The organism is Paenibacillus sp. 32352 (assembly GCF_002042965.1).
GTDB classification, from domain to species: domain Bacteria; phylum Bacillota; class Bacilli; order Paenibacillales; family NBRC-103111; genus Paenibacillus_S; species Paenibacillus_S vulneris.
This window is the reverse complement of sequence record NZ_MZNT01000004.1, coordinates 119,808-134,137: the sequence shown is the minus strand read 5'-3', so window position 1 is coordinate 134,137 and position 14,330 is coordinate 119,808. Positions and strand designations below refer to the sequence as shown.

Genomic DNA, 14,330 nt, shown 5'->3' with positions numbered 1-14,330 from the left:
TACATGTTTACGCTTTGTCCGTATGGTTTAGACCAAGCAGGTCAACCCTACAAAGAACGCCTGCGATAGAAGGCGCCAGTCATACGGGCTTTAGGGGGAGAAGGATGGAGGACACCAGACATTTGAAACGCGCTTCTAGAATCGTCGTTTCCGTATTTATAGCCATTGTACTCGTATACGGCGTATATTTTATGCCGCTTCCGTTATTCATTTTTTCAGCCGGTACGGCTGAGGTTATTCGCCCTATGGTTCATGTGAATCAAAATAACGATGAGGAGCAAGGCGCGTTCATGCTGACCACCGTCAGGGTGAGCGACGCTACCGTATTCAGCTATTTACTGACTTTCATCAGGCCGTTCGAGGAACTGCATTTGAAAACAGAGCTGCTGCAAAAGAACGAATCCGAGGAAGAATATTCACAGAGGCAGGAGGTCAATATGCTCTCCTCTCAGTCAAGCGCTATACAGGCCGCCTATCACCATTTGGGCATCCCTTACCGGATCAGTACGGATGGTGTTGTTATCGTGCAGGTCTTTAAGGATTTTCCGGCGCATGAGGTGCTTCAGCCGGGGGATTACATCGTCAAAGTCGACGATACGCCGATTCAGACTAAAGAAGAGCTGCAGACCATTTTGAAAAGCAAAAAAGAAGGAGACTCCGTCTCCATCACCTACAAGCGGAAAAAGGTGCAAAAGACGCAATCCATACAGCTGGCTTTACTGCCGCCTGATGAGGGGGTCAGCCCGGAGGTTCGCAGGGTAGGGCTTGGTGTTGTGCCTGCCAATGTGCAGAGCGTCAAGGCGAACGATGAGTCGAAGCAGGTGACCATTAAAGCGGGGGATATCGGCGGACCGTCGGCAGGGCTAATGTTCACCATGGAAATCATCAACAAATTAACCCCCGAGGATATCACAAAAGGCTATAAGGTTGCCGGAACGGGAACGATCGATGAGAAAGGAACCGTAGGGGTAATCGGCGGGATTCAGCATAAGATTATCGCGGCCGACAAGGCCGGGGCGGAAATTTTCTTTGCACCGAAAGATTATGTAACTCCGGATGGTAAACAGCGCATTAACAATTATTCAGATGCGGCCAAACGGGCGGAGGAAATTCATACATCCATGAAGGTCGTTCCTGTAGGCACTTTGCAGGAAGCGTTGGATTATATGAACAATCTTCCGCCGAAAGCCGCAAAAGCAAGCTAAACACGGACCGGGGGCTCGTAATAATCCCTGAAGAGCTCGCGCTCTGCAGCCGCAGGATAGGCAAGGGCATAGACGGACGTAGCTTGAATATCTAAATCCAGCAGCGGTGAAGGATCCGCCAGAGAGGTTATTTTCGTAACAACGGGAACCTTCGCCGTTTTTTTCATACGCTTCAACAGCTCCTGCCCCCGCGCGCTAAAGCCGAGAACTCGAAGATACGGGACTCCGCGCCTTAATAGATCTGCTGTCAGCTTAGGCTTTGTATGATTAAGGAGTATGCGCAGCAGGGTGCGCTGCAGCTTGGTTCGAGTGTAGCGCTTGGTTTTGAGCAGGTTGATCAAATCCTCAACGATTTGGCTGGAATCCGTGGACAGGGAAGGAAGCGACTGCTTGATGCGGTGCTCCAGCCCCTCGGCCACTTCATGATATCCGGCTAGCTCTACGGCACTGTGGTTCATGAGCTGCAGGAGCAAAGGCCTGGCAAAATGTTCCCAACCGATGGGTGTGCGCCCTTTGTTCCATTCGCGGCGTAGCACCTCCATAGTGCTTACAGGCACATAAGGGGCGATTTCCTCAAGCATCTTCTTCTCGAAAAGCAGATGTCTCAGTGCCGTAGCGCTGGCTATTTGACGGTCAGTAATGTCAAGCTGGTGATAGCCTGCTTTTTGGCGCGTGATGGTTAATGGTTCAATCCGGCTGCCCAATCTTTTAAGGGCAATAAGGTAGTGCAGGCCTAACGTATTGTTAGGCTTGGCCAGCTCTTCTTCGTTCGTTCCTGGTACATAACGGGCGATGGCTTTGCCGTAGGCGGCCGGATACGGGATACCGGCTTTGAGCTCCTGCTGCAGGAGCCCATGAAACTCCTCCGACTCATGATACGCTGCTTCTGCGACGTCATACAGCCACTGAATGTCGCCGCTCTCGCTTCCGAAGCAGAGACTGTCCACGACGCCCGCAGCATCCAGCGCGGAGACAGCGCCATACGCGAACCATTCGGCAGGCTGTGTAGAATAAGCGACAGGGAGCTCCAGAACCAGATCAACGCCCATACGAAGTGCCATTTCCGTACGCGACCATTTGTCAATCATGGCAGGTTCACCCCGCTGCAGGAAATGACCGCTCATAACGGCGACCACCGCATCGGCGCCAGATACGATTTTGGATTGTTGGAAATGATAATGATGACCATTATGCAGGGGGTTGTATTCAACAACTAGTCCGACCGTTTTCATCGTACACTCCTTGTACACACTTTGGTAATGTTTTCATATGTTTTCACTATAGCATGATCTGAAAATGTTGACAAAATAGAAGGATTATAGCTATAATAATCTTTGTTTGTTTGGGGTGATACTCATGTTCATTCGATTAAAAGAATTGGCGAAGAAAGCAGAAACGGTACTTATTGATGAGACCATCGATTTGTCCGATGTTTTGAAGAATCGCACTGATTTGCTCAGCTTCGGTCCGCTGCAGGTTAATCTGCAGGCTCGTCATAACGGCGAGGCGGCTGAGGTCACCGGTGTTCTGGAAATAGATGTGGAGCAGCCCTGCTCCCGCTGCCTGGAGCCGGTAAAGCAAAGGCTGGAAATTCCTTTTCATGAAACGTTTGCTCTCGCTGCAGATGTATCGGAACCGGACGACGAGGAAGAAGACATTATCTTCGTTACGGATGAGAAGATAGAGTTGATGCCCTATTTGATTGAAAATGTACTGGTAGCTTTGCCGTACGTACCGCTGTGCGAGGAAGGGTGCCAAGGATTATGCCCTGTATGCGGTGGGAACCGAAACGAGCGGGCTTGCGGCTGCAAGCAGGACACGACGGATCCGAGGCTGGCCGGACTGGCAGATTTCTTTAAGCAATAGCAGGCTTGAATTCGTTGAAGGAGGTGGGAATATGGCAGTACCTCAAAGGAGAACATCCAAGACACGTCGCGACAAGCGCCGTACTCACTTTAAATTAGTAGTTCCAGGCATGGTAAAGTGTGACAACTGTGGTGAATTGAAATTGGCTCACCGCGTTTGCAAGGTGTGTGGATCTTACAAAAAAAGAGAGATCATCAAGCAATAATGGATGATATCAGCAAAACGGTAGCACTTCATCTTTTAGGGTGAGGTGCTATTTTTGTGCTTCCCTTTTCGATTACAATCCATTATACTATCTCTTATTACTTGGTCATAAGATATAGTGATATCCAGCTCGAGGTACCCGGATTCCGACATGAGAAGATGGCGTTTCCTTTGCATGCTTTTATTCGGAACAGGGTCGCTCAATACCTACATAAGACTAGCTCGGCATATCGCCGTGAAGTCTGGAGCCAGGAACATATGCGGGGATGATTTAACCATTCCTGTTCAAGATATATAAATGATCATGGATGTATACTAAGGTAAAGGTGGTGTCGGACATCGAACGCCTTCCTAAACGACAACGACAGCAGCAGCTGGCAGGAGCCATTGAGGAAAACCCTTTTATTACAGATGAAGAATTGATGAAGCTATTCCAGGTCAGTATCCAGACCATTCGGTTGGACCGGCTGGAGCTCGGAATTCCCGAGCTTCGTGAACGGATTAAGCTGATGGCTGAGCAATCGTACGATCAGGTACGCTCATTGCCTCTTCATGAAGTGATTGGGGATGTTATTGATCTGCAATTGGACAAGAGCGGGATTTCTATCTTCGAGATCAAGGAGGAGCATGTTTTCTCCAGAACGAAGATTGCGCGCGGGCATCATATTTTTTCACAGGCGAATTCGCTCGCCGTAGCCTTGATTAACGACCAGATTGCGTTAACCGCATCGGCGGATATTCGATTTGTCCGCTCGGTTAAGCTGGGGGAAAAATGCATCGCCAAAGCATACGTACGTTCTATCTCCAAAGGCAAAGCCAAGGTGGAAGTGTTCACTTACATCGGGGAAGAAGTTGTTTTCCAAGGAAATTTCATCATATACCACTCAACAAGAGATCGATCGGAGGGAGGAGAGCCTGATGCGGATTGCGATTGATGCAATGGGTGGAGACCATGCCCCCGATGTTGTAGTAGCCGGAGCTATAGAAGCGGCACGGGAATGGAGCGACACAACCATCACACTAGTTGGAGACTCAAACAGGATTGAAGCCATGCTAGGTGACGCAAAGCCTGCCAATCTTGAGGTTCGCCATGCAGGTGAGAAGATTGAAGCGGACGATGAACCGGTAAAAGCAGTTAGGCGTAAAAAGGATGCTTCCATGGTCGTAGCGGGCCGGATGGTTCGCGAAAGAGAAGCCGATGCCATGATCTCCGCGGGGAATACCGGCGCATTGATGACAATGGGGATTCTTGTTGTCGGCCGTATGAAGGGGATAAGCAGACCTGCATTGGCACCGATGATTCCAACGCTCGACGGCAAAGGAATCCTGGCATTGGACCTGGGCGCCAATATGGACTCGAGTGCCGAGGAATTAACGCAGTATGCCATCATGGGCAGCATTTACCGGAAAAAGGTTGAAGGGATCGCAAAGCCACGGGTCGGATTGCTTAATGTCGGCACCGAAGCCATGAAAGGAAATGAAGTGACCAAGGCAGCCTATGGACTGCTGGAGCAGGCTCCTATTCATTTCCTGGGCAATGTAGAGTCCAGGGATGTCCTGAACGGCCCGTGTGACGTATTGGTTTGCGACGGCTTCGCCGGCAATATTATGCTGAAGTCTTTGGAAGGGGCGGCTTCGACTATCTTCTCTGCGCTCAAAACGGAGTTGAGAAGAAACTTTATGACGAAGCTGGCCGCCGCTGTTCTGAAGCCAGGACTAATGAAATTCCGAAGCTCATTCGACTATGCCGAGCATGGCGCAGCACCGCTCTTGGGGATTGACGGACTTGTGCTGAAAAGCCACGGATCTTCCAATGCCATGGCTATCAAAAATGCCGTTCGGCAGGCTCGTATTGCTATCCAGAATGATCTGGTGCAAAGTATTTCTAGGGAAATTAGTAATGGAAGTGAGATGTGACCTATGAGCTCAATACCGGTGGGCATTATCGGTACAGGAAAGTACGTACCTGAACGGGTACTGACGAATCATGATTTGGAACAAATGGTTGAAACGAATGATGAATGGATCGTTACCCGCACAGGTATTCGGGAACGCAGACTGGTCAGTGCCGAACAGGCCTCCTCGGATCTGGCTTACGAGGCTTCTCTGAAGGCATTGGATGCGGCAGGAATCAGTCCGGAGCAGCTGGACCTGATCATTGTCGCAACAATTACTCCTGATATGTCATTCCCGTCTACGGCATGCATTCTGCAGGATAAGCTGGGCGCTAAGAAGGCTGCCGCTTTCGATTTGTCCGCTGCGTGCTCCGGGTTTATTTACGGATTGGCCAATGCATCCAATTTTATTGCTTTGGGGACTTATAAATACGCCTTGGTTGTGGGCGCTGAATGCTTATCCAAAATTACGGATTATACCGATCGCAACACATGTATATTATTTGGTGACGGAGCGGGTGCCGTTGTGTTGGGCGCAGTTCCGGAGGGCCGCGGGTTCAAATCGTTTGAACTAGGCGCCGATGGTTCCGGCGGAGAGCTGCTGCGCATTAGCGGCGGAGGCTCGCGCTGCCCGGTATCGCCTCAATCGATCGAAACCAAGCAGCACTTCATTTATATGGCGGGCAGCGAGGTTTTCAAATTCGCCGTCCGGATTATGGGCAGCGCCGCGGAAGAAGCTCTTCGTAAAGCAGGGATGGAGAAGCAGGATATCGATCTGCTCGTCCCTCATCAAGCGAATATCCGCATCATTCAGTCTGCGCTGAACCGCTTGGATTTGAGCGAAGACAAATGTATGATAAACTTGGATAAATACGGCAATGTCTCTGCAGCCTCCATCCCGATCGCTTTGGCGGAAGCGGTAGAAGAGGGGAAGGTAAAAGAGGGCGATTGTATCGTATTGGTCGGATTTGGCGGCGGCCTGACTTGGGGCGCGTCCGTAATCGTTTGGTAATGAGATGAATCGTTCGCCTGGAGAGGGTTGGTGCTCTCCGGGCAACCGATACGAAAGGAGATATTACGTTGGGGAAAGTAGCATTTGTATTTCCGGGTCAAGGCGCCCAGGCCGTAGGGATGGGGCGGGACATTTATGAGTCCGATCCGGCGGCCAAAGCGATTTTTGATCGTGCGGATCAGGCACTCGGCTATTCTCTATCTTCGCTTATTTTCGATGGTCCGGATTCGGAGTTGAAAATCACTTATCATACCCAGCCTGCACTTCTTACGACGAGTGTGGCATACCTGGAGCTATTCAAGTCGAAGGGACTTCAGCCTGATTATTTGGCTGGACACAGCTTGGGAGAATACAGCGCTTTGGTAGCTGCCGGGGTACTGAGCTTTGAAGATGCTGTGCGGACCGTCCGTGCGCGCGGAGAATTCATGGATCAGGCCGTTCCGAGCGGTCAAGGCGCAATGGCAGCCGTTCTCGGAGGAGAGAGGGAAGCGCTTCAGAAGCTCTGCTCAGAAGTGTCAAAAGAAGCTGGAGTAGTGGAGCTTGCCAATCTGAACTGCCCCGGTCAAATCGTGATTTCCGGTAGCAAAGAAGGTGTACAAGCTATCGTGGAGCGTGGAAAGGAGATCGGCGCCAAGCGAGTCATTCCATTGGAAGTAAGCGGTCCGTTCCATTCTTCCTTGATGAAACCCGCCTCCGAGCGGTTGTCGGATGTGCTGTCTGCGGTTCCTATGCAAACAGCGTCGGTGCCCGTGGTAGCCAATGTAACCGCGCGTCCCGTGCAAGAGCCTGAATCCATCCGCGAACTGCTCGTAGAGCAGGTGCATTCTTCCGTATTATGGGAAGACAGCGTTGCCTGGCTGATTGAACAAGGCGTGGATACGTTTGTCGAGATCGGTTCGGGAACGGTCTTGGCCGGGTTGATCAAAAAGATCGACAAATCGGTCAAAATCTATTCGATCAACAGCAAAGAAGCATTGGATCAGTTCCAATTGGATGTTACCAATTAAGCAGGCCTTTCAAGATTAACGGAAGAATCTAGGATAGGAGGGGTACGATGTTAGCGGGTAAAGTCGCGTTGGTTACAGGCGCTTCGCGAGGCATTGGCCGCGCTATTGCTCTTACGCTTGCAGAAGCGGGAGCAGACGTTGCCGTAAATTATGCCGGCAGTGAAGCTGCAGCTGCAGAGGTGGTCGGCCTTATTGAGGGTATGGGCCGCAAAGCGATAAAAGTGAAAGCGAATGTAGCTTCCTCTCAGGAAGTGGACGATATGTTCAAGCAGGTGCTTGAAACCTTTGGGAAACTGGACATCTTAGTGAATAATGCAGGCATCACGAGAGATAATTTGATTATGCGCATGAAGGAAGAGGAATTCGACGAGGTTATCGCCACAAATCTGAAGGGCGTGTTCAACTGTGTTAAGGCTGCGACACGTCCGATGATGAAGCAGCGTTATGGCCGCATTATAAACATCTCCTCCGTTGTTGGAGCGCTCGGCAATCCGGGTCAGGCCAATTATGTTGCAGCGAAAGCGGGCGTTATCGGTATGACCAAGTCAACCGCCAAGGAGCTGTCGTCACGGGGGATTACAGTCAATGCCGTAGCTCCAGGATTTATTGAAACGGATATGACGGATAAATTATCCGAGGATACCCGTTCGCAGATGCTGAAGCAAATTCCACTGGCGCGTCTCGGCCAGCCGGATGATATAGCGAAGGCAGTGCGCTTTCTTGCATCCGACGATGCTTCTTACATGACCGGCCAAACGATTCATGTGGATGGCGGCATGTATATGTAAGGGTGAAAATTGTTACCGAGCCATTGTGCGAAAATTCGCAAATATTGTTTTTTTCTGCGGAAATAGCGCTTGCTCTGGCAATTTGTCCATAAGTTAAGTATAATACCAAGGAGGAGGTGAACCGGATGTCCGATGTTTTAGATCGCGTGAAACGTATCGTCATCGATCGTCTTGGTGTTGATGAGGCAGAAGTGTCCCTCGAAGCATCTTTTAAAGATGATTTAGGCGCTGATTCTCTAGATGTTGTAGAGCTTGTCATGGAACTGGAAGATGAGTTTGATATGGAAATCTCTGATGAAGATGCAGAGAAGATAACTACAGTAGGTCAAGTAGTTGAGTACATAAAATCTCATACTTAATTGGTATAAGTCCCGTTTTGCTTTTTAGACGGGACTTATCTCCATTCAGTATTGCCATACATGTACGGCGAATCTAGCAGCTACATTAAATTGGGTAAATTCATAACATTAGTTATTTTAGATAGAGGTGGATTAAAGTGAAGCAACGAGTTGTCATAACAGGTATGGGCGTCATGACCTCCTTGGGACATGATCTTGAAACATTCTGGGGGAACCTGATGGCAGGTAAATCCGGAGTAGGTATGATTGAATTGTTCGATGTGAGCGAATATCCAACGCGCATTGCTGCTGAGATCAAAGACTTTAATCCTGAGCAGTATTTCGATAAAAAGGAAGCCCGTCGCATGGACCGTTTCGTACAATTTGCAGTGGCGTCGTCTTTGTCTGCACTGCAGGATGCGGGACTTAACATCAAGGAGGACACGGATCCGGAGCGTGTAGGCGTCTATGTAGGCTCCGGTATCGGCGGTTTGTCCACTTGGGAAGAGCAGCATAAAATTTTGCTGGAAAAAGGACCGAAGAGAGTAAGTCCGTTCTTTATTCCCATGATGATCGCGAATATGGCGTCCGGCCAAATCTCCATGATCACAGGAGCCAAAGGTCCTAACAGCACAGCAGTAACCGCGTGCGCAACAGGGACTCACTCCATCGGCGATTCGTTCAAAATGATACAGCGCGGCGATGCCGATGTCATGATTTGCGGCGGCGCTGAAGCGACGATCAGTCCGACGGGTGTGGCTGGTTTCTGTGCGCTGCGCGCTATGTCGACTCGTAACGACGAGCCTCAAAAAGCGAGCAGACCGTTTGATACGGACAGGGACGGTTTCGTTATGGGCGAAGGTTCCGGAATTCTGATTTTGGAGTCGCTCGAGCATGCGCAAAAGCGCGGCGCTAAAATTTACGGTGAGGTTATCGGATACGGCATGAGCGGCGACGCTTATCATATGACCGATCCGGATCCGGACGGTGCTGCGCGCTGTATGGCCAAAGCGATCAAGGATGCGGGTATTACACCGGAGGATATTGATTATATTAATGCGCATGGGACCTCTACGCCGGTTGGGGACCGCTCGGAGACGACGGCCATCAAGAAGGCGCTGGGAGAGCATGCATATAAAGTCGCAGTCAGCTCAACCAAATCCATGACAGGTCATCTATTAGGAGCTGCCGGCGGTGTGGAAGCGTTGATTTGCGGATTAACCCTGAAGCATGGGTTTATCCCTCCAACTATTAATTTGGACAATCAGGATCCTGAATGTGATCTGGATTATGTGCCAAATCAAGCGCGTCAAGCGAACGTGAAGGTAGCAATGTCGAACTCGTTCGGTTTTGGCGGCCATAATGCCACCATTATTTTGAAAAAGTTCGAGCAATAAGCACTCCGCCGCGAGACCGTAATTAATCTAACGAACGGGAATGTCCGATTAGGTGGTGAAGGCATGCATCGAAACCTGAAGCAGCTTCAGGCTGCGTTAAATATTACGTTTCGCAAACCCGAGCTATTAAGACAGGCGTTTACCCACTCTTCCTATGTAAACGAACATAGAGTCGGCAATTACAAGGATAATGAGCGGTTGGAATTTTTGGGCGATGCAGTCTTGGAACTAACGGTTTCCGAGTATTTGTTCGATACGTACCCGGAACGTTCCGAAGGGGAATTAACCAAGTTAAGAGCTTCAATCGTATGCGAGCCTTCATTAGTCGGATTTGCCGAAGAGCTGGAGTTCGGTTCCTATGTGCTTCTAGGCAAGGGCGAGGAGCTGACCGGCGGCAGAACCAGACCGGCATTGCTGGCTGACGTGTTCGAATCGTTTATCGGCGCATTATATTTGGACCAGGGACTTCAAGTGGTGACAAGCTTTCTTAAGCAGCATGTGTTCCCGAATTTGCCTCACCAAGGCAAGCTGCTGACCGTTGACTTCAAAACCCATCTGCAGGAATATACCCAGCAGCATAACATGGGGGTACTGGAGTACCGGATCGTCGACGAACGCGGGCCTGCTCATGAAAGAGAGTTTGTTGCCCAGGTTCATGTGAGCGATACGCTTTTGGGGCAAGGGTCCGGCCGTTCGAAGAAAGAGGCTGAACAGCATGCGGCTGCTCAAGCATTGGAAGCGTTGAAAGTCCATATTCAATAGCGCAAACAGAGCAAGAGGGTGCAGGGATGGCAGCTTAAGGGTTGCCGTCGCTGCATTTCTTTTTTTTCAGAAGATGTGAGAAGACGAAATCGTCATTCAAAGCAAAGGTAAATCCCTGCCAGCTATGCAGAACATCATGCTTGGAGTGTTGAGGTTGACCGTGGGAGTTTATTCTATGAATAAGGAATGTGTGGTACAATAGCGTTGAGGTGAGACGATGTTTTTAAAGCGTATTGAGCTGTCCGGTTTTAAATCGTTTGCCGATCGGACCGAGCTTGAATTCGTACAAGGTATTACGGCTGTAGTCGGTCCAAACGGCAGTGGGAAAAGTAACATTTCCGACGGCATTCGTTGGGTGCTTGGAGAGCAAAGCGCCCGCAGCTTGCGCGGAGGGAAGATGGAGGATATTATTTTTGCCGGAAGTGACGCTCGTAAGGCGGTTAACTACGGTGAAGTATCGCTCACCCTGGATAATTCAGATCAATCGCTATCGCTGGATTTTAATGAAGTGACCGTAACCCGGCGCGTACACCGGAACGGGGACAGCGAGTATCTAATTAATAAGCAGGCTTGCCGTCTGAAGGACATTACCGAGCTGTTTATGGATACAGGGATCGGTAAGGAAGCTTACTCTATCATCGGACAAGGACGAATTGAAGAAATTTTAAGCACGAAATCGGAAGATCGCCGGGGTATCTTTGAAGAAGCCTCCGGGATCGTAAAATATAAATCAAGAAAGCGTGAAACGGAAAAGAAGCTCCAGGAAACGGAGCAAAACTTGCTCCGGATTAATGACCTGGTAGTTGAGCTGGAGGATCAGATCGAGCCGCTGCGGATCCAATCCGAGAAGGCTGTGCGCTACAGAGAGCTGAGAGAGCAGCTAAAGAAGAACGAGATTGCTATGTACGTGTATCAAATCGAGCAAATCTACAACTCGTGGACCGAGACGAATAAAAAGCTGGACAAGCTGAAGCAGGAGCAGCTGGAGCTATCCGCGATCGTCGGTCAGCATGACGCGCATTTGGAGAAGCATCGCTGGGAAACCAGAAGGCTTGAGGAAGAAATCGAGGCGCTTCAGGCGCAGCTTCTGCAGATAAGCGAGGATTTTGAAAAATGCGAGGGACAGGGAGAGGTACTCAAGGAGCGTAAAAGAAATTATGCTTCTAACCAGGCTCAGCTCGCGCAAAACGTAAAGCAGCAAGAAATCCGTTCAACGGAGAAGGAAGCCGAATTAGCGGCCATTAGGGAAAAGCTGGCGGTTATTTCGGACGAACTGCAGCAGTATCAAGCCAAGCTAAAGGCGGAGGAAGACCGGTTGCTGGGCGTAGCAGGCGGCATCAGCAGCGCGGAGGAAGACCGTCTGAAGGGCGAGCTCCTGGAAACGCTGAATCAAATGGCGAACGCCCGCAACGAGGCGCGCTACGCGGAGCAGCAGCTGGAAGGGCTGTCTAAGCGGCTTGACCGGCTCGGGGACGAGCACCGGAAATGGAGAGAGCAGCAGGACAGCATTGCGGAACGTAAGCGGGTTCTGGAAGAACGGTTAGCCGCGGTTATAGGGAACATTGAAAACGCGAGAAACCGTTATCTGGAACTGAGCCAAAGCTTGAAGTCGAAGCAAATGTTATCTGAGGAATCACAATCCACCGTGCGAAAATGGGAACAAAAGCTCGACTCCATGATCTCCCGCCGCGATACGATGCGTGAAATGGCAAATGATTATGACGGCTTCATGCATGGCGTTAAAGAAGTGCTGAAGGCGAAGGACCGCCAAGATCTGCGCGGAATCCGAGGCGCTGTAGCCGAGCTGGTTAAGGTTCCGGCCCATGTCGAGGTGGCGGTAGAGACGGCGCTAGGCGGAGCATTGCAGCATATCGTCGTCGATAGCGAGGCGAACGGCCGTGAAGCGATTGCTTTCTTAAAGCGCAGGCAGTTAGGCCGCGCTACCTTCCTTCCTCTCGACGTTATCCGCGGACGTTCAATTCCGGATTCCGAACGAAGAACGATAGAAGGTATGGAGGGCTTCGTCGGTATCGGTGCCGACCTTGTTCAATATGAGGACACTTATCGTCAAATTGTCGGCAGCTTGCTCGGCAATGTCATCATCGCCAGTCAATTGGAAGTTGCTAACCGCATTGCGGCAAAAGTCCAATACCGTTACCGGGTGGTTACGCTGGAAGGCGACGTCGTGAACCCGGGAGGATCGATGACGGGGGGCAGTCAGCAGAAGAAAACGAGCAGCCTGCTGAGCCGCCAGCGGCAGATTGAAGAAATGGACAAGGAGATTGCCGTTTCGCAAGAGCAGCTTCAACAACTGCGCGTCAAAGCGGATCAGGTTCGCAAGGAGATTGCTGCGGAGTCCGCAATGCTCGAGGAGCTTCGCCAAGAAGGAGAGGCGCTTCGTATAGAGGAGCAGCAAATTCGTGCGGGACTTCAGCCGCTGGAGCAGGAGGCCAAACAGGTAGCCGAGCAGCTGGCGCTGTACAGTGAAGACGGGGATGCGCTGGACTCGGAGCGCAAGGAGCTGAAGGACCGTCAAGCGGTTGCCATTCAAACGCTGGAGCGTCTAACGCAGGAGGAGGCTGCTCTGCAGCAAGCTATTCGTGAAGCGGAGCTGGCGCGTAAGGCCGGTGAGCTTGCGAAGGAGGAGCTTCAGACGCAGCTTACCGAGTTAAAAGTCAAGGTCGCTTCCCAGACACAGGAGAAGCAGGCCTTGGTGGATCAGGAGCGGCGCAGCCACTCCGAGCTGACCCAGTTACATAACGAGCTCGATTTGAACCGAAGGCTGGTTCTGCAATTGGAGCAGGATATGGCGAATCACGAGCAGGAAACAATCATGCAGATCGAGCTGTTGAACAGCCTCAAGCTGAAGAAGCAGCAGTGTACCGAGCAGTTGGAGCTGAAGCGTGCGGAACGGGCCCAATGGCAGGCACAGCTAGAGAAAGAGGAGAACAAGACAAGGGAAGAGCGCAACCAGCTGCGCCAGACGGAGGAGCATTTGCACCAGACCGAGGTGCGGGTAAACCGTCTGGACGTGGAGCTTGAGAACCTGCTCAAGAAGCTGTCGGATGATTACGAGCTCAGCTATGAATTGGCCAAGGAGCGCTACCCTGTCCCAGAGGATGTGCTTGGGGCCCAGAACCAGGTGCGTGAGCTGAAACGCGACATTGCCGTACTTGGTGAAGTCAACCTGGGAGCGGTGGAGGAATTCGCGAGGGTTAACGAGCGATTCCAGTTTTTAAGTGAGCAGAAGAATGATTTGGTTGAAGCGAAAACCACCTTGTATCAGGTGATTCGGGAAATGGACGAAGAGATGTCGAAGCGGTTTAGAACGACGTTCGACGCAATCCGCTCTCACTTTGTTGTCGTCTTCGCCAAGCTGTTCGGCGGAGGACGTGCCGATCTGATTTTATCCGAGCCGGATAATCTTCTTGATACGGGGATCGAAATTGTCGCTCAGCCGCCGGGTAAGAAGCTGCAGAACCTGCAGCTCTTGTCGGGGGGAGAACGAGCGCTGACGGCTATTGCCCTGCTATTCTCGATCATCCGCGTGAAGCCGGTGCCGTTCTGCGTGCTTGACGAGGTCGAAGCAGCCCTGGATGAAGCGAATGTATCCCGTTTTGCGGAATATTTACGCGAGTTTTCCGAGCAAACCCAGTTCATTGTAGTAACGCACCGCAAGGGGACGATGGAAGAGGCGGATGTGCTGTACGGGGTCACGATGGAAGAAGGCGGCGTATCCAAGCTGGTATCCGTCCGGTTGGAAGAGGATGAAGCCATCATTGCGAGCTAGATTCGTTCATGATGCAGCCAATTCGAGTTCAATAAAGCTAAAAGTATATAGAAAGGGGCTATCGCC

At 50.9% G+C, this 14,330-nt stretch carries 13 protein-coding genes; 12 read left to right on the top strand and 1 reads right to left on the bottom strand.

Annotation, left to right across the window (positions count from 1 at the left end; genetic code table 11):
* The first annotated feature begins 104 nt into the window (after positions 1-104).
* On the top strand, positions 105-1,205 hold the full coding sequence (locus B1728_RS11225; protein WP_079910307.1) for a SepM family pheromone-processing serine protease: 1,101 nt from the start codon (positions 105-107) through the stop codon (positions 1,203-1,205).
* Here B1728_RS11225 and B1728_RS11220 read toward each other — a convergent pair.
* Complete coding sequence (locus B1728_RS11220) at positions 1,202-2,437, bottom strand: nucleotidyltransferase (protein WP_079910306.1); 1,236 nt, start codon at positions 2,435-2,437, stop codon at positions 1,202-1,204. The two genes, B1728_RS11225 and B1728_RS11220, sit on opposite strands and share 4 nt — an antisense overlap.
* A gap of 124 nt (positions 2,438-2,561) precedes the next feature.
* Between B1728_RS11220 and B1728_RS11215 the strand changes: the two genes are divergently transcribed.
* The 11 genes from B1728_RS11215 to smc all read left to right on the top strand — a co-directional run bounded on the left by B1728_RS11215 (position 2,562) and on the right by smc (position 14,264).
* Positions 2,562-3,071 carry a YceD family protein gene (locus B1728_RS11215; protein WP_079910305.1) on the top strand — a complete coding sequence of 170 codons (510 nt, stop codon included), beginning with the start codon at positions 2,562-2,564 and terminating at the stop codon, positions 3,069-3,071.
* A 31-nt stretch (positions 3,072-3,102) separates the two neighbouring features.
* Positions 3,103-3,276 (top strand): 50S ribosomal protein L32, encoded by a 174-nt coding sequence (gene rpmF / locus B1728_RS11210; RefSeq protein WP_028550384.1) that lies wholly within the window; start codon positions 3,103-3,105, stop codon positions 3,274-3,276.
* 307 nt (positions 3,277-3,583) lie between these two features.
* Positions 3,584-4,210, top strand: coding sequence for a transcription factor FapR (fapR, locus tag B1728_RS11205; protein WP_079910304.1), 627 nt, complete (start codon positions 3,584-3,586; stop codon positions 4,208-4,210).
* The gene (plsX, locus tag B1728_RS11200; RefSeq protein WP_079910303.1) at positions 4,194-5,192 is read left to right on the top strand and encodes a phosphate acyltransferase PlsX; all 999 of its coding nucleotides are present in this window, start codon (positions 4,194-4,196) and stop codon (positions 5,190-5,192) included. The genes fapR and plsX overlap by 17 nt, the downstream gene beginning before the upstream one ends.
* 3 nt (positions 5,193-5,195) lie before the next feature.
* Positions 5,196-6,182: a beta-ketoacyl-ACP synthase III gene (locus B1728_RS11195; protein ID WP_079910302.1), complete on the top strand. Its 987-nt coding sequence runs from the start codon at positions 5,196-5,198 to the stop codon at positions 6,180-6,182.
* A 68-nt stretch (positions 6,183-6,250) separates the two neighbouring features.
* Positions 6,251-7,189, top strand: coding sequence for an ACP S-malonyltransferase (gene fabD, locus B1728_RS11190; RefSeq protein WP_079910301.1), 939 nt, complete (start codon positions 6,251-6,253; stop codon positions 7,187-7,189).
* A gap of 47 nt (positions 7,190-7,236) precedes the next feature.
* Positions 7,237-7,977, top strand: coding sequence for a 3-oxoacyl-[acyl-carrier-protein] reductase (gene fabG / locus B1728_RS11185; protein WP_079910300.1), 741 nt, complete (start codon positions 7,237-7,239; stop codon positions 7,975-7,977).
* Positions 7,978-8,102: 125 nt separating this feature from the next.
* A complete protein-coding gene (acpP, locus tag B1728_RS11180; protein WP_079910299.1) occupies positions 8,103-8,336 on the top strand; it encodes an acyl carrier protein in 234 nt (77 codons plus the stop codon).
* Between the two features lie 137 nt (positions 8,337-8,473).
* Positions 8,474-9,712, top strand: a complete 1,239-nt coding sequence (fabF, locus tag B1728_RS11175; RefSeq protein WP_079910298.1) for a beta-ketoacyl-ACP synthase II — start codon at positions 8,474-8,476, stop codon at positions 9,710-9,712.
* Positions 9,713-9,775: 63 nt separating this feature from the next.
* Positions 9,776-10,474 (top strand): ribonuclease III, encoded by a 699-nt coding sequence (gene rnc / locus B1728_RS11170; protein ID WP_079910297.1) that lies wholly within the window; start codon positions 9,776-9,778, stop codon positions 10,472-10,474.
* A 217-nt stretch (positions 10,475-10,691) separates the two neighbouring features.
* Positions 10,692-14,264, top strand: coding sequence for a chromosome segregation protein SMC (gene smc / locus B1728_RS11165; protein ID WP_079910296.1), 3,573 nt, complete (start codon positions 10,692-10,694; stop codon positions 14,262-14,264).
* The last annotated feature ends 66 nt before the right edge of the window (positions 14,265-14,330 follow it).

Bases quoted from the DNA above. Each gene is read 5' to 3' on its own strand.
- B1728_RS11225 (WP_079910307.1), top strand. From the start codon at position 105: ATGGAGGACACCAGACATTTGAAACGCGCTTCTAGAATCGTCGTTTCC.
- B1728_RS11220 (WP_079910306.1), bottom strand. From the start codon at position 2,437: ATGAAAACGGTCGGACTAGTTGTTGAATACAACCCCCTGCATAATGGT.
- B1728_RS11215 (WP_079910305.1), top strand. From the start codon at position 2,562: ATGTTCATTCGATTAAAAGAATTGGCGAAGAAAGCAGAAACGGTACTT.
- rpmF (WP_028550384.1), top strand. From the start codon at position 3,103: ATGGCAGTACCTCAAAGGAGAACATCCAAGACACGTCGCGACAAGCGC.
- fapR (WP_079910304.1), top strand. From the start codon at position 3,584: ATGTATACTAAGGTAAAGGTGGTGTCGGACATCGAACGCCTTCCTAAA.
- plsX (WP_079910303.1), top strand. From the start codon at position 4,194: ATGCGGATTGCGATTGATGCAATGGGTGGAGACCATGCCCCCGATGTT.
- B1728_RS11195 (WP_079910302.1), top strand. From the start codon at position 5,196: ATGAGCTCAATACCGGTGGGCATTATCGGTACAGGAAAGTACGTACCT.
- fabG (WP_079910300.1), top strand. From the start codon at position 7,237: ATGTTAGCGGGTAAAGTCGCGTTGGTTACAGGCGCTTCGCGAGGCATT.
- acpP (WP_079910299.1), top strand. From the start codon at position 8,103: ATGTCCGATGTTTTAGATCGCGTGAAACGTATCGTCATCGATCGTCTT.
- rnc (WP_079910297.1), top strand. From the start codon at position 9,776: ATGCATCGAAACCTGAAGCAGCTTCAGGCTGCGTTAAATATTACGTTT.
- smc (WP_079910296.1), top strand. From the start codon at position 10,692: ATGTTTTTAAAGCGTATTGAGCTGTCCGGTTTTAAATCGTTTGCCGAT.